Raw genomic sequence first — 19,837 nt, 5'->3', positions numbered from 1 at the left:
CAATGTCAACACGATGCCGCCGACCAGGAGCGGTTCGCTGCCCGTTTGGGAAAGCTGGTGCAGCATCCGACGCTCGGTGTCACTGAGGGAATCGATCCTCGAGCTTGATCCCGCTCGCGGAGCCGGCCGGGCCCATGTGGCGGCCGATGGCACCTTCGCCGATGCTTACTCCATAGGATTTTGGTGCTGCAAGCCGTTGTAATCCCCAATTTGCGGCGATATCGTCTCAACGCGGCCGCTCATCTCGACGTGCCGCCGCGGCTTGCAGACGAGCTGGGCCTTTCACAGCAATGTCTTCGACTATGCCCAAATGGCCCGTCTCCGCGAGCTCGATAAGAAGCATTTTGACGAGGTCTTCACCAGAACCGTCTTCGAAACTGAGCATCCCGGAGCGCTCGTTTGAGCTCAGCGAACTGGTGGAAGATGACGAACAGCGCGATCATTCCGGCGCCCAATTCAGCGATTGCCTGACTGGCCAACAGTCCGTTGAAGCCCCATATGAGCGGGAATAACAGTACGGCCGGTATGAAGAGAAAGCCCTGCCTCGCCAAGGACACAATCGCACTGAGGCGTGCTCTCCCAAACGACTGAAGCATTGTCGTCACGAAACTCTGAATACCGAAAAGTCCAAAAAAGAGATGGAAGACGATGCAGGCCGAGACGGCAATTTCCGTGACCTTATCACTTTCGCTGAACAACCTGACCAACGGCCGGGCAAAACTCACAACGGCCGCAGAATACGCAACGGAAAGAGCGATAGTCATGGAGAGTATGAACTTCGCAGCCTTTAATACACGAGCAAAGTCGCGCGCGCCCCAACCGAACCCCAGGATAGCTTGAGACCCTATACAGAAGCCGGTGATAGGCAGTGCGCCGATCGTCAAGATTCGCACAGCTATTCCCACGGCAGCGATGGAATCGTCGCCGAACGGCGCAGCAGCCCCGTACAAAAGCATAACAGCAACAGCAGATAGAACACTGGTCATGGTCGCCGGCGCCCCTATCAAAGCCAGCTGTCTGATGCGATCTGCTCGCAACGAGATGTGAGATATCCTAATGAGGACTATTCCGCGAAGCTTCATAAAATACGCAATATAAAGGCTAATACCAGCGATCTGAGATACCAGCGTTGCGAGAGCTGCGCCACGCACACCGAGGTCCAGTAAGAATATGAAGACGGGATCAAGCGCAGCATTGAGCATGAAGGCGGTAATCATCGTCCACATGCTGAATCGTGTATTGCCTTCGGCTCTTACGATAAAGCCGTTGACCATGTTTAGAAGCATCAGGGTGTACCCGAATAATAGCGTCGCTGCGTAGTCGAGCGCCACGGGCATGATGGTTGGAGTGGCCCCGAGCGTTACGAAGATCCCTCGCAGATTTAGAAGAAGAGCGACGGTGAAGAAGATACCGATCGGAGCGGCTAGCGCGAGTGCAGTACTCGCGCCTCGACTCGCCTCCAGGTACTCACCGGCGCCAAGATGACGAGATATGAAGGACGCTGTTCCAACACCGATCCCCTGTCCGACTGCCGCGAGCAGGACCACGATCGGCAAGGTCATGCTGACAGCTGCGATCGCCTGCGCGCCAAGTGCGCCAACAAAGATTGCGTTGACGACCTCCTGTAACGCGTTGATCGATAAGCCAACAACAGACGGGATGGCGAGCCGCAGGATAAGGCTCACGAGATTGGAGTCCGAGAGATCGATGTGCTGCCTTTTATTTGGCAAGACATCGCTATCGCTCTTGACGGCGAATTCCGCATCCGGCTCATTCATGGATAAAAGTGTGCCGAGCTCTTCCGAATTCGCTGATCGTCTGCAACAGCTCCTGTCGCAACACCGTGCAAAGATTGCGGGTCACCTCATAACCGACGTCGGTTGGATTATACCTCGATTCGATCTGGAGATGCCCGGCTTGATATCCGACATCGAACCAGAAGAGGTGAATCGCGGCCGCTTCATCCATGTCTTCGCCGATCCAGAGGGGAGAAGGTTCCTTGGCTAAGAGACGGCGTGGAAAATGGCACTGCAAACCCGCTCGATAATTCAATCCAATTCTGGGTAGGGGCAGGCGATCGATCCGGCTCCGCACGGCTGGATCTCGGTTTAGGAACTTCATGGCCCGAAAGCCTATCCCCCTGCGCGGCAGGGCATTGCGCTGGCTGTATATTGAACGAGCACGATCTGGACGAGACTCCATTCCGGTGAGACTCAAGGGAAGCGGAACGAGCTCGCTGACATGGCCGATGATCTGAGATGGATCGAGATCGTCAAACAGCCGACCTCGGGTTGAGGTAAGGCTATCAATCCAGAGCGAATAGTTGCCGAAAACGCGTCCAAAGGCGCCAGATATAGCGGCAAGAAACACATCAAAGTCCTGACAATGTGCCAATCTGGCTGTAATGTTGAGCAGATCAGCTGTCGCTTCTTTGTCAATCTCGAGATGGTATTTGGCCTGATCTTCCCAAAGCGGTCGGCAATTTGCTTCATCCACGCGACCTTCAAGGTGTGCATAGTGAAGCTCTCTCGCGGTTAGTTTCGAAAAGCTCGCGCCGCCCGATGAAGTGTCGCTGACATGAAAATTGAACTGATGATAGTCAATGCTCTCCCAGAATTTGAGTTCGGCGGGCGCTTCGCAATTGGCGTAGCGATCAAGGCGATTCAACCATGGAGAGAGCATTTGTATGTTCTCAGGACCACTCACGGTGTGGCCTGAGGCAAGGGCGTTGTACGCCGCATCCAATGCTTCCAAAAACAGTCGATAGCCTATCCCGTCCGCTACAAAATGATGCATCAGGACCAGCAGATAGTAATCGCCGCTTTCCGATGTGCGGAACACGGTGACGTTAACAAGAGGCGTCTGGCCGTCAAACCGAAATATATGTTGACGTCTTGTTGAGACGCTCTCGATAGCCTTACGCTGCTGTAGGCCGGTCATTCCGACAAGGTCGATCTCCTCCACGAGGCGTTCGGCCACGGAAGGTCCGATTGTCAGACGTAGACCATCGTCGGTTCGGGCAACACGGAGTCTGAGGCCTTCGTGCCTATCCATGACATGGGCAAGGGCGCGCTCGAGGATTCGGATATTCAGGATGCCGCCGGGCAAGAAGAACAGATCGCCGATATTGAAATGCTCATCGAAGCCGACAAGACGGTTCCAAGATGCGATTGCCGGGATAACCGGCAATGAGGCATCCGCGGAAGGGAAGGTATGGAGTGTAACCGCCGCTCCGTCTGCCGCCAATTCCCTGATGGTCGGTGTTCGATAGATTTGGTCGACAGCAAGATTCAGTCCGGCTTTGCGCGCCAGCGTCACGCAGCGCACGCTTAGAAGAGAGTCTCCGCCGATATCAAAGAAGCTCTGATCGATTCCGACCCACTTGGCGCGTAATAGATCTTGCCAGATTCCAGCAAGAATACGCTCCTTCCTGGTGCGGGGCTCAGCAGATGGAACAGGCCCGACCTCGCGGTAAGGAACGGACGACAGGCGAGCACGATCTATCTTTCCGCTCGCCGTAAGGGGGATAGTATCAACCAAACGGAAGGCGGCGGGAATCATGTAGGACGGCAATGTATGGCGCAGGTGGGTGACGATATCTCCAGAGCTTAGACCCTCGCGAGCCGGAACCACGCTAGCGATCAAGCGACGATGGTCATCGGCGCCTTCTGCGACGACAGCGGCCTTTGCGATTGCCGGATGAGACTCAAGGGCCGTTTCGACTTCCTCCAGCTCGATGCGAAAGCCCCGTACTTTGATCTGGTTGTCCGATCGGCCGCAAATCTCGAGAAGGCCGCTGGTTGAGATGCGTGCGACATCGCCACTTCGATAAAGAACGCTGTATTGCCCATCATCATACGGATTCGGCACGAAACAGCGATTGGTCCGATCTTGATCCCGCCAATACCCAGCGCTCACGCAGCGTCCCGCGATGCAGAGTTCACCGGCGGCACCGACAGGGACTCTCTTCAATTGCTTATCGAGCACGTAGAGTTTGACGTTATCAATTGGGCGCCCAATGGGGACGAGCGAGGAGCCGTCGTAGGCATCCGATGTTTCGTAGACCGCTGCATTGGATGCACATTCCGTAGCACCATAGAAGTTCCACAACGGCACGTCCGGGAAATACGCACGCCAGCGAACCGGGAGCGAGCAAGGCATCGGTTCGGCGCCGCTTGTGACCATCCGCAAGGCGGTCGGTCGCGGGTGCCGTGCTTGGGAAGCAATGAGGCCGGATAGGAGCGGCGGCGAGGCAAATAGGTGTGTCACGCGACGTCTCGCCAACGTGCACAACAACAGATCTGGATCCAGCAACTGCTCTTGGGTCAAGATCAGCGCGGGCAAACCTCTCAGAAGCCCCCCAAGGTACTCCCATGCCGACGCAACAAGTGATGCGGACTTCTGGACAGCCATCACGTCGGTACTCTCGAAGGGAAAGCGTCGCCACATCCAGTTCAGTCGATTGAGAATTGCCAATTCCGGAATAAGAACCCCCTTCGCCTTCCCGGTTGAGGACGAGGTGTATATGAGACTCGCAATTCCCCGGTCTGATGGTTTGTCGCTGCACTTAAAATCGTGCGCGGGCGCGCCGCACCCTTCAAGGGTCAATAGACAAATCGACGGCACGTCAAAACCAGGATCCGAGGCATTTGCGTGAACCAAAAGCTTTGCCTGACTATCTTGCAAAATATGTTCGATCCGATCACGCGGATAATCCGGCGATATAGGGACAACAATGGACTGCAAGGCTCGTGCCGCAAGAATGATAGCGGCCACGTCAGGCGACCGGTCGACCAGCATGGCGACCATATCGCCAGCCCCCACGTCAGAAGCCCGCAGTACCGACCTGATAGCTGTTACGCGCTCACGCAGGTGGTCGAATGTGATCTCACCGAAATCACCAAAATATGCCACCTGGCTGCGATTTGAGACGCTGATTTGCTCGAAGGCTTCGATAAGCGGACATTCAGTCTCATATGGCTGCGCCGAGCTATTCAGCGAGTCCAGCATAGTGACGTCTGACGCGCTGAGGCAGCTCAGATCTTTAATGGGCGCAAGAGGCTTCTCAACGCAGGCTGCAATTAGACAGCGCAGATTGTCGGCCATGCGGAGAATCAGATCGCTGGAAAATATGTCTTCTGCATACGCGAGCTGGAGGGCAATTTCATCGCCCTGATCTTGTGCATACAAGGTCAGATCGAATTTTACATAGCCGGTCTCATATTCGCGGAATGTGAGATCCAACTCATGCTGGCCAAGTGGCTCCGCGGCCTCGGAGTACATGTTGAACATGACCTGGAAGATCGGTGATCGTCCCGCTTCGCGATGAAGCCGGGTATCTCTTACCATCCAGCCGAACGGATACGCCGAATTTGCGATGGCATCGCTGACGATGCCCTGGATGCGCAAGGCATGAACCGCAAAGGACTCGCCGACATCGATCGCGGTGCGGATTGGTAGCATATTCAGGAAAAAGCCAACGATCTCGGCGCTGCCAGGTTGATCCCGTACGACGTGCGGTATGCCAACGATAATATCGTCCTGACCGCTATACGTGCGCAGCAGCAGCTTGAAGCAGGCGAGGAGTGTTGTCGACGTCGTGCACCGATTTCGGCGCGCAAACTCACGTACCTGATTGGAGAGCTCGCTGCCAAGCAGCACCGCATGCGAGGCGCCGCGGTAGGAATTTGTCTGTGGCCGCGCTCGTCCCGTTCCAAGCGAAAGCACCGGCGGATCATCACCAATCTGACGACGCCAATAGCTACGTTGGTTGGCTAGCGCCTCTGCAGTAACGTGTTGTGTTTCCCAGACCGCGTAGGTCGAGAGTGAGGCGCGGTTCTCTGGCAAGAACGCGGCGGCATCTACGTACCTTTGTCGAAGGTCTCTGAGTAGAACAGCGATCGACCAGGCATCGATGATAATTTCATGAGCGGTGATCAGTATGAGATGGTTGTCAGGGCCAAAACGGATCATGCGCGCGCGAAACAGATGGCCTTGGCTGAGATCAAAGCTGCCGTTCAGCTCTGTTCGCCGTAACTCTGCGATCAGCTCCTCAGCTTCCTGCGCCGTGAGAAGAGATGCATCAGCCAGTTCAAGACTTGCGCATTGCGGAGCATCAAAAAGCTGAACCGGACCGTCCTCGTCGATAAAGCGCGCCGAAAATGCCTGATGAGAATGAACGACATCGGTCCAGGCGCGATTGAACGCGGTCAGATCAATGATTCCTTTTATTCGCAGGCCGCCTTGAATGATGTAGTTCTTTGCAGACGGATCGAGCTGCGAGAGAAACCAAAGGTGCTCCTGTACTCGCGTCAGAGGCGACCGCATAAGCTTTCCGTGCGTCGGGGCTGTGCACGGTTTGGATTCGACTTGGGCCGAGATCGAAGCCGCAAGAGACCGGATCGTTCCATTCAGGACCAGCCTGAAATCCGTTCTCACTCCGAGCTGGGTCTGCAACTGGCCCAATATGAGCATTGCCCGTAGCGAGTCTCCGCCGAGGCTTATGAACTGGTCCATCACGCCAATGTTCTCAATACGCAGAACGCGGGACCAAATTTGACACAGCTGGGCTTCGAGCTCTGTTTTCGGCTCCTCGAATGGCGTCGGCAATAGAGGGCGAACACTGGCCGGGTCCGGCAATGCTCCAAAATCGACCTTTCCGTTTCTGGTCAGTGGAATACTGGCGAGGTGGATGATCCTTTCTGGGAGCATGTAGGTGGGAAGCGCTTCGGCAAGAAAGTTCTGAAGCTCGCCTTCCGTTACTTCAGCCGGAGCTGACACGTACGCGATGAGTCGTCTCGATCCAGTTTCCCCCTCGGCCCTGGCTATATCTCTCGCCATAAGCTTTACGCCTGCGCAGAAGGAGGCGACCGCGACGGCGCCACGTACCAAATGATGAGCGGCGAGGCGGGCCTCGATTTCTCCAAGCTCAATTCTGTGGCCGCGGATTTTGACCTGACGGTCCCGTCGACCAAGACATTCCAAGAGGCCATCGGAACGAACGCGCCCGAGATCACCTGTCCTGTATAGGCGCTGGAACGACGGGTTGTTTGAGAACGGGTTTGGCCCAAAGGCATCCTTGGTGCGAACGTCATCATTGACGTAACCAGCAGCGACACCAACGCCGCTAACACAGATTTCGCCGACCTCTCCCGTATTGCACAGCCTCGGTCCGTCGGCGACATAAACCATAAGGTTAGAAATCTGTTTGCCGATCGGCACATAAGAGTCAGCCAGCGCAGGCGCTACGGAAACCAGATGATGCGTAACGCCGTCCGCGCACTCGGTCGGCCCGTAGTGGTTGAGAATGGGGACCCGGGGATATAAGGCCAGCCACGCACGCGCCAGTCCGGGTGTTAGAGGTTCTCCGACCGTTGAAATAATCCGCAAACTGTCCAGAGCTCGCTCAGCCGCCGCAAGCGACTGCAGATGTTCAACAAATATTGCAAGCATCGACGGAACAAATTGAACAACCGTCACGCCGTATCCTTTAATTGCTTTGAGGAGGGATACTGGCGATTTCAGTGTCGCATCATCAATGATTGCGATCGAGCCTCCGACGCAAAGCCCTGCCAGAAGCTGCCACAGCGAGATGTCAAAGCAGTGCGATGCCGTCTGCGCGATGCAATCAGTCCGAGTGAGGGTTAGGGCATCAATCTTTGCCACCAAATGATTGTTTAGGGCTGCGCGCTCGATCATTGCGCCTTTAGGCTTGCCCGTCGAACCCGACGTAAACAGAATATAGGCGAGTCCATCCTCGCACGATGGTGGTACAACAGGCGAAGTCTGGCCCTCGCGCAGCGCCGCCTCTATCGCTATGAATTGCGCCGTGCCTTTGCTGCTCGCCTGCAATTTGCTGAACAAATCCAGCTGGTCTGGGCCAATAATCAGAGCGCAGCGACTCTGCTCGATCATGAATGATGTACGCGAAGCCGGTAACGATGGATCGAGAGGCAGGTACGTTGCTCCAGCCCTCAAAATTGCAACTACCGCCGTCGCCCAGTCGAGGTCCCGCTCACCCCAACAGCCAACGACCATGCCGTTAGCGCCCCGCTCTCGTAACGTCCTTGCGAGGGCATCCGATCTTAATCGCAGCGCTTCGTAGGTGAGTTCGTCTACGCCGTACCTCAGCGCAACCCTTTCCGGATCTGATCTAGCAAGGCGATCGATCGCCGTGATCGGGTCGATCGATTGCAGTTCCACAAGCTGATTTTTGCTTGATCGATTTTCCGTAGGCATACGCTTCCCGCCATTCGTCGCTTTCTGCGACCCTTAAATCAGAACACCAAGGATCCTGATTGAGCGTGTGCAATGCGTAGCCACCCTGGTTCTGCCAGTCATACTGTGCCGTTTTGCCCGTTTCTTAACTTCTCGTCCTTTGCGTTCACTACTGTTTCCGCGATGATCGGCAGGGGAACACGGCCGGACGCTAGAGCCTCAAGTCGGCGTTGGCATCTACCAGATCTTGTAGTAGACACTCGGGTAGTCTGCATGGCATCCGCAACCAAGCGCGCCCAGAGACTCGCTCCGGCTTGTGAGTTCTTTCATTTGTAGGCGCCTGCACAATGATTTGGTGCGCTCCTCATGAAAGCGGGGGCTTGGCGCTCGCCGGGCTACAGGTCGCCCGCGGCGACCAAGCGGTAACATCGATTGTGCAAGAACCAACACAGAGGCGTGCTACCGTTTTCCACGAAGCCGGCGTTGTTCGCATAGCCGCTGAAGGGCAATCGTTGCGCGCTCAGTCGTTTTGACGCTCTTGGCCATAACAAGATAGCTATGGGCGGCGTGGCGAGTCGTGGGCGTGCAGAACCATCACCGCGAGGTCCTTGGTCTGTTGATGTTCGCAAGTCGTCCACCTTGGTGCAAGCGAAAACGCGCTCAGAGAGCTTTGCTGTGAACGGCAGGGGACGTCCAGTCTACCCGAAAGGGCTTATCGAAACGGCTTTGCGAACCGGAATTGAATTGCGGATGGCGCCTTCGCTTAGTCTCCACGGGACGCATGCTCGGTAACTCCTTTTCCTAGAGCAGAACCGATAAGAATAGTGTTGCAACAAAGCCACGCAGCACTACGGCGAAGCCGGAGCCGGACTGTTATTATTACGCGGGTATTCGTGGTAAGTTGGAAGACGCTGATGATGAGCCTTTCCTGCGCGTGCCGCGTTGCGTGATTATCGCTCGTGATGATTCTTCCCAACCAGCCGAACTTCGATAACGCGCGGCGTAGCCGGTGCGAATCCCTGTGCGGGTAGACGGGTCCAGCGTCCAGGCCGGCTCCGCTCGTCGGTAATATCCATTGGCTTTCACCGTTTCGCATGAGCCTCGATAGGTGAGATCGAAAGCCTGTCCAGGCGAACAAGAATCTCCCGCTACTGCTGCAGCGAGAAAGGTGGTTTCCTGCTGCGCAGCATACTGGCGGACGCTACAGCGCGATTGTCAGCTTCAAGACCATTGTCCACAACCTGACGCATGGACCCCGGCACGAAGTAACTGGAGCCCCCCTCAATTTCCAAGCGGCACGCTGTTTGCTTCAGTCGCGGTGCCATCACTGATGCCAGCTTGAAGGCGCTCGGTTGTGGATCGGGAAAGCGCCGCGGAGTGTTTGATGCGATCTGGAGTTCGTTTTTGGGGAGCGACAACGATTGCGCTGGTCGCAAGCGGTGCAGCCAATTCGGCGGACCTTGAGCCAGCAGTACAACTGCCACCGGCCCTAGGGAGCTGGTCCGGAGGAGATATTGGCGGGCACGTCGGCGTTGGTTACGGCCAAAAATCCTTTAGTGATCCCTACGGTCCGTCAGTCTATGGCGTCGTCGTCGATAGTCCTGTGTTCCTGGCAGGCGGCCAGATCCGCCCCAACTGGCAGAAGAGTAGCTGGGTGTTTGGCCTCAAACTCGATGCCAGCGGTGCTGTCTCCAACGGCACAAATCCCCGCCTCGCGGCCTCCGGCAAAGTGCTGACCGTAAACTTGCAAAGCAAGTCCAAACGTCTTGTCCCCGGGGCCGGTCGCCTCGGTTACGCTTTTGGCGCGCAGGGCCACACGCAGGCCTACCTCAAGCAAGGCGTGGCGCGGCAAAACAATCAAGGCGACCTCATCAATGACAACGAGTGTGGCCAATGTCGGCGACGGCGCGCTCGACTTCTGCAAGGCGCTCGACGAGGTCTTTCCCGGCGCACCCCACCAGCGATGCTGGGTGCACAAGACTGTGAACGTCCTGGACAAGGTCCACTTTCTGTGCAGGCCACTATGAAGAAGGATTTGCGCGAGGTCTATTGGGCGCGACCCGAGCGTCCGCCGAAGTGGCGATCGACGTCTTCGCCGAGAAGTATTAGGCCAAGTACGGAGGGGCGATCGAATGCCTGGTCAACGATCGCGATGCACTGCTGGCCTTCTACGATTTTCTTGCCGAACATTGGGATCACTTGCGCTCCACCACCAATCTCATCGAGAGCGTGTTCGCCGCGGGGCGATACAGGATGGTGCGGAAGAGGGGCTCCTTATCGCCAACCACCGCCAGGCCGATGGTGTTCAAGCTGGTGATCGCCGCATCAAGGACTTGGCGGCGGCTCAACGGCATAAATCAGTCGCCGACGGTCGTCGCAGTTGTCAGATTCAACGACGGCATTGACGTCATCCAAGTGCCGGAAAACCAAGCGCCTGATCACGTCGTCACCTAAATCCCGAATAGCTCAGCTTATTGGGCCGATAATTCAAATGGAAATTTCTTAATGACTATGAATGCCGAGAAGGAAGCCCCACCGGCTCTGTCCACCGGTGCGACGCATATGCTCATCGAGCTATGGGGAGCGAAGAACCTCGACGATCCGACCATTGCGGAAGACGCAATCCGAAAAGCCATCAGTGCGGCGAGGGCGACATTACTCCACCTTCACGTTCATAAGTTTTGTCCGGGTCACGGCGTCTCCGCAATCGCCTTGTTGGCTGAATCGCACATTACCTTACATACTTGGCCTGAGAGGTCCTACGCGGCCGCTGATGTTTTCGTATGTGGCGACAGCGATCCCACGCGCGCCGTGCCGGTTCTGGTTGAGGCCTTTCAGCCCGAACAGTCTGACATTCGCAGCTTCCGGAGAGGCGTGTCAATCAAGCCGACGCGTTGAAGCAGATGATTGATCTCATTGGAATAGCCGATCATGTTTCCGACCGCCCGGGTGAGGTTATCGAGCTCACTGCCGCAATCGAAAAACATCTTGGGCTAACCTCTAGCATGAAAGCTTCACCGCGAGGCTTTCGGGTGTGAAAGCTTCACGCAACTTGTTTATGATAACATCTTTGGTGCCATGGCGGCGGCGGGCATAATTTGGCATCCGCTTTCCGTCAATGGCGTAGTCGAAGGAGAGGTATTCGCAATGTCAGGACTTGAAGCGTTTAGTACTGCGTAGTCAAAGTCAGCCATGCCGATCGATTCATCAAAATTCTTCGACTCCATTCGCATCAAGCCTACCAAGGTGAGTGGGAAGCGCAAGGCGCAGGCGGGTCAGGAGGCCGTCACCTGCGAATGGGCGGGCTGCCAGAACAAGGGCTCGCACCGCGTGCGGAAGGGGCGCGAGAACGCGCGCGAGTACTGGCACTTCTGTCTCGACCATGTCCGTGAGTACAACCAGTCCTACAATTTCTTCCAGGGCATGAATCCGGAAGCGGTTGCGCGCTACCAGAAGGATGCGCTGACCGGCCATCGCCCGACCTGGAAGATGGGCGCCAACACCAGCGCCGAGCGCGGCAAGGGCAGCGCCGCCGATCCCTTCAACGTGTTTGCCGAACTCAACGGCCGCGCCGGCTGGCGGCCTGGCCCCGGCGCGCAGGGCAAGCGCGAGACCTGCACGATGATGAACGCCGAGCGCAAGGCGCTGCAGGTGATGGGGCTCACCGCCGAAGCCACGCTCGAGGACGTCAAGACCAAGTACAAGGCGCTGGTGAAGCAGCACCATCCCGACGCCAATGGCGGCGACCGCTCCACCGAAGACCGCCTGATCGAGATCATCAAGGCGTACAACTATCTGAAGACCGTGGTGCGCCAGGCGTAGCGCCCCGCGCGTCAGACCCGTAGCCCGGATGAAGCGCAAGCGTAGTCCGGGCTTCTCTCTCGCAGATGGATTAACCGTTCCCGGACTACGCTTCGCTCCATCCGGGCTACGATGTCATCCGTTAAGAAGCCGATTCAAGAGGTGACCGGTCGCTGGGCGGCTGCGATGAGGGCGGTCAGGAAGAGGCACCAGAGAGCCCTCAGCCAAGCCAGGATGCGGCAAAGTTGTGGCCGATGGCGGAGAGGATGTTCTTTCACGGACGACTCAATAATGAGTCGAACAGAAAATGCACTTATTCAATGTGCTTCCTCAGTCGGTTGAGCGAGTATCGCATCAAGATCACCCATCTTGTCATCCTAAAATCGGACCGTTGCACGCAAGCAGACTTGCTTGCGCGCACTGAACGCACGACTGAAAGTACGCACCTGTTAAGTGGGACAATGACGAATTGATATCTTTGAGATAATCGAATCAATTGCAGATGCGCACAACTCCACTGGAACGAACCAGTCAGGCGCATGAGAAATCCCCAACCTTCCAAGAATGAGGGAACCAATCCCGTCCGAAGCCGGCGCGATTTGCCCGCGGCGAATAGCGCCGACTCTCACTCGTTGGGCGTTGCCGGCCTCTCGCAGATCGGTCGAACCCTAAAATTAGAGGCAGACCTTCCCCCGATTTAGATAAATAAAGATTATCGTAGTCTGACTGCGACCTAGACATCCAATTCAAGAAAAAGAGATCCATCTCCGGTCGCAGGATACTGCACGGAGCCGGCCTCAATCGTCATTGGTAAGTGCGTCGGGCCACGCGCCGTGAAGCACGCGCAAGATGGGAACAGTATCACCGTCGACCAGGTAGGCCTGCCAAGATGTGTGCGGGATGATTAACTTGCGCGTGCCAGCGACGCGCCCGGGCCGGCCATTGTCAGGAAAGTCGAGGCGGCCCGCGCGGCATCGGCAATCTGTTCATCAACATGGACCGCTGCACGGGGATTCTCGGCTTCGATGTAGCTGAAAAAGCCGTTGCGATTGGACGGCGCGAATCGCGACCAGACGAGTTTCACCGTTCATGCTCCGCCACTTTTTCGAAGCGCAGCCGTACGGCGTTGCGCTAAATGCGCATCGACCTCGGAATAATCGAGATTGGGCCGGGTATCCGCCAGTCCTTCTCACGAAACCAGCTATCGTAAGTTTGGCTGTTGCTCACGGGCTCCAGCAGAAGCATCCCTTTGTTAGCCGTGCGTGTTAGCAGGATCCGCACGGCGTCGGATACCGTGAGACCCATGTTTTCCAGAACCGCGGTGGGCCTTTCCTTTACGTCCGCATCGATTCGGGTTTGGACGAGAGCATGCGAAGCCATAGCGACTTCCTCTATGCGCGGCTACGTAATGCATTTTTAATGACGTGCGCCAGAGACGTCACAGCCTCGTGAGCGGGGTGAGCACGGCGGCCAAACGGACCCGCTTTCGGCGAAGCCGATGCCGCGGGCCCCCAGTCCGGGCTGCGGCGGGACCACATGGGCTGGAGGCCTTCCTGTCCTCCTTCCACCTCGATCGGGGTGGCGTAGATCGGAGCCGGGAGCTCGGATCGTCCAGCTTGACCGCGAGATAGTCACGCTCCCTGTCCTTGGCGGTCTTCTGCCAGGGGGCGCCTAGCTCGACATTAGGCCCGAAGATGCGGAAGTGCGGCCCTTAGAGGGGTTCTCGACGCGGACCAGCTTGGCCTTGGCATTGAGAGCGAGGTGCGAATCGAGCCGGAAAAGCCGTTGCAGTTCGAGGAAGGTGCCGATGGTCGCCATTGTCGTGTCCTTTTTTCCAGTTTCCCAGGCTGCGCCCATCGCGGCCTCGATGGCTGGCGACAAACCGGGGGCGGTCGTAAGGGGCCGGCACGCAGTAGAGGGCGGCCAGGGTGCGACTTTCTTGTTTTGCGCGAGCAATTGATACGCAGCGTGGATGCTTACCATCCAAAAAATCAATTTTACCAATGTTGCGGAATGTTGCATTGGCAACAGCACCTGACGCGCACCGATCACGTCACTGCCTCTATCGGCGACGCGGCTCGGCTGAGGAACGGCGTCCCGTTCGCGTCGAGGCGCCTGATGGAAGCAACAGGATGGTAGATCAAAATCGCGAAGGAAATCATCGCCAAGACCGAGGAATACCCGCGGGCGCCGGCGAGAAACGATCGCCGCGGAACTTACCTTGCGTGGTCCCAGTCGCCGAGTTGACGAACCTCGTCTACGACCTGGAGCAGTCCAACGGCCTGCAGATCGAGATAAACACGGATGATGCCTGGTCGAATCTCAAGCATATCGACGACACGGTTGAAGCTGTCCACGGCTCGCTAAGAAGGCCTGAATGGAGAGACGCGTCGTCATTACCGGAATGGGCGGGCCGTGCGGCCTAGGCACCTGCGCCGCCTCCAGCTGGAAGGAGATGCGCGAAGGCCGCTCCGCCACCGGCCCGATTGTCAATTCCGAGCTTTACGAGCTGAAGGTCAGGATCGGCGCCGACCTCAAAGCGCTATCGGAGCAGGACATCGACCGCAAGCAGCTCGTCGATCTCGACGCCACCTCCAATGTGCTGCGCCAGCGCAAGGTGCGCGTGGCGCTGAACAATGCCTCTGCCTTCGGCGGCACGAACGGTTCTGGCATTCGGCCAAGCTAGTCAGGAGAGTTTCGGTTCACCGTCTGGCGGGTTGAACGGCCGCATGGCTTCGCGCGTGGTGCGCGTCTTGCTTAACGAGAGAAAACACACGTAACAGCCAGCCTGCCTTTGGAATCACGCTGCAGGCTGTCGGATTTCCGACATCGCCGTCTTCAATCGGACACGGCTGGCATGAAAGGCTCGTCTGATGCCGTCGCCTCTCAACGCGCGACGGCTCGGTGTTCGAGTTCGTATGGGAAGGAGCGTCATGACCACCATCGCAACTGCGGCGCCCGCGCGGGCCTCGCGAACTTGGTACAAAATCCTCTACGTTCAGGTGCTGATCGCGATTCTGATTGGCGTCCTCGTCGGTTGGCTGTGGCCGTCGCTCGCCACCAACGACTGGGTCAAGGCGCTCGGTGACGGCTTCATTAAGCTAATCAAGATGGTGATCGCGCCGATCATCTTCTGCACCGTAGTCTCGGGCATCGCGCACATCCAGGATGCGAAAAAGGTCGGCCGGGTCGGCCTCAAGGCGCTGGTCTATTTCGAGATCGTCTCCACCTTTGCCTTGGTGCTCGGCCTGGTGATGGGCAATCTTTTTCAGATCGGCCACGGCCTTGCGGCCAAGCCCGATGCCGCAGCCGTCGCCAACTACGTGAAGCAGGCGGAAGCCTCGAAAAGCGTCGATTTCATCCTCAATATCATTCCCGACACCGTGGTCGGCGCGCTGGCGCGCGGCGACATCCTGCAGGTGCTCTTGTTTGCGATCCTGTTCGGCTTCTCGCTGATGGCGCTGGGTGAGCGCGGCGCAAAGTTGCGTGGCATGATCGACGATGCGGCGCACGCGGTGTTCGGCGTCATCGCCATTATCATGAAGGTAGCGCCGATCGGCGCGTTCGGGGCCATGGCCTTCACGATCGGTAAGTTCGGACCATCGGCGCTCGGCAATCTGATCGGTCTCGTCGCGCTGTTCTATGCCACGGCCGCGCTGTTCGTGGTGGTCGTGCTCGGTCTGATCTCGCGCTTCGTTGGGTTTTCGATCTTTAAGTTTATCGCCTATATCAAGGATGAGCTCTTGCTCGTGCTCGGCACCTCGTCCTCGGAAAGTGCGCTGCCGCAATTGATGACCAAGCTCGAGCGGCTGGGCTGCTCCAAGCCCGTGGTAGGTCTCGTGGTGCCGACCGGCTACTCCTTCAACCTCGATGGCACCAACATCTACATGACCCTGGCAACGCTGTTTATCGCTCAGGCGCTCGGGGTCGATCTCAGCTTCGGCCAGCAGCTGACCATTCTCGTCGTGGCGATGCTGACCTCGAAAGGCGCAAGCGGTATCACCGGGGCCGGCTTCATCACGCTCGCGGCGACACTTTCAGTGGTTAATCCTGCGCTGGTGCCCGGCATGGCAATCGTGTTCTCGATCGACAAATTCATGAGCGAGGTGCGCGCCCTTACTAATATCACCGGCAACGGTATTGCCGCGGTGTTCGTGGCCTGGTGGGAAGGCGAACTCGACCAGGCCACGCTGCATGCGCGGCTTAACCACAAAATCGATCTCACCGACGACACCTCGAGCACGACAGGGTAGGCGGCCGCATTTCTATCCGTCATTCCAGGGCAAGTCGAACTCGGGTGTACCCGAATTCGCGGGTCTTAGTGGTGCAAGTCGGCAGCAGCCGATTTGGATTGCGCACCACGGAAATCTCTCGCCGCGATCTCTGGGCCGCGATCTCTGGAGTGCCGGTTCGCTCGCTTCGTGAGCGCCCCGGAATAACGTCTAACAAGGCTGCCCGTGAAACGAGGGCAAGAAACCCCCGTTTGCCGGCGGTTTCTATGAGTGCCGAGTATGAACGACTGCTTGAAAGTGGAAGTCCTCTACTCCAACCGTATAAAGGCGAAGTGTTAGCGAAGTGCAACGAGGCCATCGCGAAGGGGGTCTGAAGAAGCCGTGGAGCAAAGCCGCGGACGGACTAATCTAAAGCGTGATGAGGTTAGCTTAAATTGGATTCCCAAATTAGGAGACCTCTGACTTACCATGAGGGCTCGGCGTGGAGGCCAGCATGGATGGAAAAACCTTGTTCTGAGGATCTTCGGAAGCGGGTCGCTGTAGGTTGCTACCGGCGGATTGTCCTGCAACGAGGCGGCTAAACAGTTCGGTGTTGCGGTCAGCACGGCGGTTGGGTGGGTGCGACGGCATCGGGAGATCGGCAGCGTGGCGCCCGGCAGGATAGGCGGCCACGGGCCGAAGGCGATTCCGGCGAACACCGTGTCTGGGTTTTAGGGCGAACCAAGGGGGCTTTATCTTGCGCGGCTTGGTCGCCGAGCTCGCTGATCGCGCGCTGACGGCTGATTACCGCTGAGTGGGAGTTCGTCCACGCCGAGAAGCTCAGCTTAAGAAAACGGTGGTGGCTGGCGAACGCGACCGTCCGGACCTCGCCAGACGGCGAGCTCAGTGGATCAAATATCAAGATCGCCTTCGAACCTGAGCGCTTGGTCTTCAGAGACGAGATCTGGAACAGGACCGATATGGCGGCCTTGCGGGGGTGGGCGTCCGGTAGCGAGAGGAGTCCCAGCAAGATTCCGCATGGCCGCTGGAACACCATAACCTTCCTGGCTGCATTGCACCATCACCGGATCGAGGCGCCATGGTTTCTCGAGGGGCCGAACGATGGTGAGTTTCCGCCTTTACGTCGAGAAGGTCCTCCTTCCGACGCTTCGTCCCGGCGAAATCCTCATCATGCACAATCTCGGCAGCCATAGAAGCAAATCGTACGTCAGCTTACCGGCCTCTTCAGTTTCACATAAGTGCCGCTGTCGTGAACGCAGAGCCGATCCTTAAGCATCGTGCGACCGTCTTTATAGCTCCGTCTCCGTGCTGCAGATTATCGCAGATATGGTGCGCTCGACCTCGGACGTCAGGACACTCAAGTGATCCGCAAGCCTTGCGAACAGCTCTCCCTTTTCCAGGTTAGTCGCCAGATCGCTGATCAATTTTCATTCGGCTGCATCAGTGCGGAGCTTTTTCAAGTGCTTCTGCAGGTCTTTCATTAATATACCGTGGAGCGGCCTTTTCAGACCAATTAATCGGGGTGTAGTTCAGCTCTGGTCCATTTCCGAACGAAGCAATTCAGCATAGGTGCGCAGATTGTTAACAACAAAGCGGCAACGTCCGGCGTTCGTGCGACCGGCCAACACTTGCCGCCGCACACTTTCCCAAAGAGACAGTAGCTCTCATCTTTCGAGCTTGAAAAGTTCATCAGGACGCCCCAATTCTTGCGCGCAGATGCTACAGGCTTAAGGGCCGGAGCGTTCGTTTCGGACATTCCCACGCAGAAACCACGACCCGCTGCACATTAACCACACGAGTTTTTCGGTCACCCACGCTACGACTATCACGTCGGTTCGAACAGAATAGCTGGGTTTTGCAGCTTCTGTCTTTGATCGTTCCACATGTTGCCAGCTAGCCGGTGTGGCTTAGACTCATCAGTTAGCTGCGATCCCACTTCGTGCTCAGGAATTAATTTGACGTGTAAGCGGTCGCGCAGTTCAAAGGAAGTGAGCGATGGAGGTGGCATATGTATTCGGCTCTTGTCGGGATTCTTATTCTTTTGAGCATCGGCATACTATTGGCCCACGCAATGGATGCTTTCCGTTCGCGTTCGTGAGAGCAATTCCCGATGCGGACTATCCTCTGATGCAAACAGTGGTGCGCCTGCCTCAGTTCTGAGGACAGATCGCGCCCGGTGAAGCGATCGAGTTCTCAGAGCGCCGTCATGCGTGCAGAGGCCCCGTCAGCCTAGCGATATCGGCGGCGTCGCCCTTAGCCGCTCTGAGATCCGGCGGCGACTTCGGCGATCCGAAGGTGATCCGGAATTCGGCGAACTGACCCGAGGACGTGTTCGCGCTCGGGGTTGTATCCTTCTCGCAAGTCCGCGGGAGGCTCAGATCAGACCCGATCAGGAAGTCGCCTATATAGGGGCCATCTAGCTTCTAGTTGAACCGGCTTAGCCATCCTTTCAAGGTCGAGTAAGCACCTTTCAAGGCTGTCATTCGCTTCGGCTGAGAACTTCTTGTTTCGTCTTGCCGCTTGAAACGCGGCTTGACTGCTTTTCCACTCACCGCGCTCAAGTGTCTGCAGACCCTCGTGAGATCGCTCGACACATCCTCGGGGATAAAGCTACGTTTTCGAGCGGTATCATTTCGGAAAGAACGCCTTTGACGCTGCCTACTCGGAGCCGGAAGCCCCTCGAACTTGAGCTCCACGAGTGGGACCAGGCCTTCTTCCGTCCCTCCAACACCCTTCCCAGGCTCTTGATCAGTGATCTGAACATCCTGAACTCGTCTCGACAGAAAAGGCCCATCTAGGCTAACTACCTTCGCGCAGCTCTCGGACCTGGCCTTGATTGCCTGGTCGAAAAGCCCCTCGTTCTTCCATATGTGCGAATGGACGCCGTGCAGCGAACCGGCTGGTTAATGCGGTGGCAGAGCTCAAGGAGACCAGGCAGGCGCACATCACCGTTTGGTGGAATGGCGGTTCTCGCGGCGGCGGAGCCTTTCGCGAGAGGCTCTATCCCACGCTGGACATACTGGCAACCAACGCCGGCAACGGCGTTGGCCGCAGAAGACTGTTTGATGATTGAGAAGAAGCTGGCAAATATGTAAGCAGTCATCACGGCTGCAAATAACAGATTCCCGATCGTCGTGATGGGCGTGGCTCAGACGCGATGATAAAGCCGAATAGATGAGATGCCGCACAAATCCTGTGGTGCAGCGGGGTGCGAATTGCGGCGCTGGCTTGCGCGGCTCGCGAAATCGGGTGCTACTTGATTTAGTCCGAACAATTCGAAAATGATCGAGCAGAAATGCTTGTGAACACGAATATCCATCCGACGAATGAGACTGTCGCAGCCGTCACCGCGCCATAGCTTCCTCGGCCTGCTGAATGCCACTACCAGCAGCGTGAGCAGCGATAAGTACTTCGCTCAGTGCGCTTCGGCACTTATTGTGTCCAGGAGTCTTCGAAGCGCTTGCGCGTCATGACGCTGTGGTGCATGGCAAACGGAACCATCCGACCCCTCTACGGCAAGCGATTCGATGCATGTCTGCCGGCCAGTCTTTGGCCCGACTAGGCAGCTCGCGAAACCGACAGCACAT

7 protein-coding genes and 5 pseudogenes are annotated in these 19,837 nt (G+C 57.1%); 6 read left to right on the top strand and 6 right to left on the bottom strand.

Annotated features, from left to right (window positions below):
• Nucleotides 1-356 precede the first annotated feature (356 nt).
• The 3 genes from LMTR3_RS32375 to LMTR3_RS32365 form a co-directional block, all read right to left on the bottom strand.
• Nucleotides 357-1,778, bottom strand: coding sequence for an MATE family efflux transporter (locus tag LMTR3_RS32375; protein WP_065749035.1), 1,422 nt, complete (start codon nt 1,776-1,778; stop codon nt 357-359).
• A complete protein-coding gene (locus tag LMTR3_RS32370) occupies nt 1,771-8,238 on the bottom strand; it encodes a non-ribosomal peptide synthetase (RefSeq protein ID WP_065749034.1) in 6,468 nt (2,155 codons plus the stop codon). The genes LMTR3_RS32375 and LMTR3_RS32370 overlap by 8 nt, the downstream gene beginning before the upstream one ends.
• 1,552 nt (nt 8,239-9,790) lie before the next feature.
• Complete coding sequence (locus LMTR3_RS32365; protein ID WP_176722043.1) at nt 9,791-10,216, bottom strand: hypothetical protein; 426 nt, start codon at nt 10,214-10,216, stop codon at nt 9,791-9,793.
• Here LMTR3_RS32365 and LMTR3_RS39570 point away from each other — a divergent pair.
• From LMTR3_RS39570 to LMTR3_RS32350, 3 genes and pseudogenes are all read left to right on the top strand, one after another.
• A pseudogene (locus tag LMTR3_RS39570) lies at nt 10,113-10,671 on the top strand (transposase); the annotation flags it as partial. The gene LMTR3_RS32365 and the pseudogene LMTR3_RS39570 sit on opposite strands and share 104 nt — an antisense overlap.
• 51 nt (nt 10,672-10,722) lie before the next feature.
• Complete coding sequence (gene speD / locus LMTR3_RS32355; RefSeq protein WP_065749032.1) at nt 10,723-11,115, top strand: adenosylmethionine decarboxylase; 393 nt, start codon at nt 10,723-10,725, stop codon at nt 11,113-11,115.
• Nucleotides 11,116-11,409: 294 nt separating this feature from the next.
• A complete protein-coding gene (locus LMTR3_RS32350) occupies nt 11,410-12,039 on the top strand; it encodes a J domain-containing protein (protein WP_065749031.1) in 630 nt (209 codons plus the stop codon).
• 776 nt (nt 12,040-12,815) lie between these two features.
• On the opposite strand, the pseudogene LMTR3_RS38145 reads toward LMTR3_RS32350, so the two are convergent.
• The 3 pseudogenes from LMTR3_RS38145 to LMTR3_RS37005 form a co-directional block, all read right to left on the bottom strand.
• Nucleotides 12,816-13,102: pseudogene (locus tag LMTR3_RS38145) on the bottom strand (type II toxin-antitoxin system RelE/ParE family toxin).
• A gap of 3 nt (nt 13,103-13,105) precedes the next feature.
• Nucleotides 13,106-13,398 (bottom strand): annotated as a pseudogene (locus LMTR3_RS32340) (type II toxin-antitoxin system RelB/DinJ family antitoxin).
• 134 nt (nt 13,399-13,532) lie between these two features.
• Nucleotides 13,533-13,836, bottom strand: a pseudogene (locus tag LMTR3_RS37005) (DUF736 domain-containing protein); the annotation flags it as partial.
• A gap of 559 nt (nt 13,837-14,395) precedes the next feature.
• Here LMTR3_RS37005 and LMTR3_RS37000 point away from each other — a divergent pair.
• The 3 genes and pseudogenes from LMTR3_RS37000 to LMTR3_RS38785 form a co-directional block, all read left to right on the top strand.
• Nucleotides 14,396-14,600: pseudogene (locus LMTR3_RS37000) on the top strand (beta-ketoacyl synthase N-terminal-like domain-containing protein); the annotation flags it as partial.
• Nucleotides 14,601-14,951: 351 nt separating this feature from the next.
• A complete protein-coding gene (gene dctA, locus LMTR3_RS32320) occupies nt 14,952-16,271 on the top strand; it encodes a C4-dicarboxylate transporter DctA (RefSeq protein WP_065749027.1) in 1,320 nt (439 codons plus the stop codon).
• A gap of 2,890 nt (nt 16,272-19,161) precedes the next feature.
• Entirely contained in the window at nt 19,162-19,323 is a 162-nt protein-coding gene (locus tag LMTR3_RS38785) for a hypothetical protein (RefSeq protein WP_176722041.1), read from the top strand.
• Nucleotides 19,324-19,837 lie beyond the last annotated feature (514 nt).

The organism is Bradyrhizobium sp. LMTR 3 (genome assembly GCF_001693485.1).
Taxonomy (GTDB): Bacteria; Pseudomonadota; Alphaproteobacteria; order Rhizobiales; family Xanthobacteraceae; genus Bradyrhizobium.
This window is presented reverse-complemented; position numbering and strand designations above follow the sequence as displayed.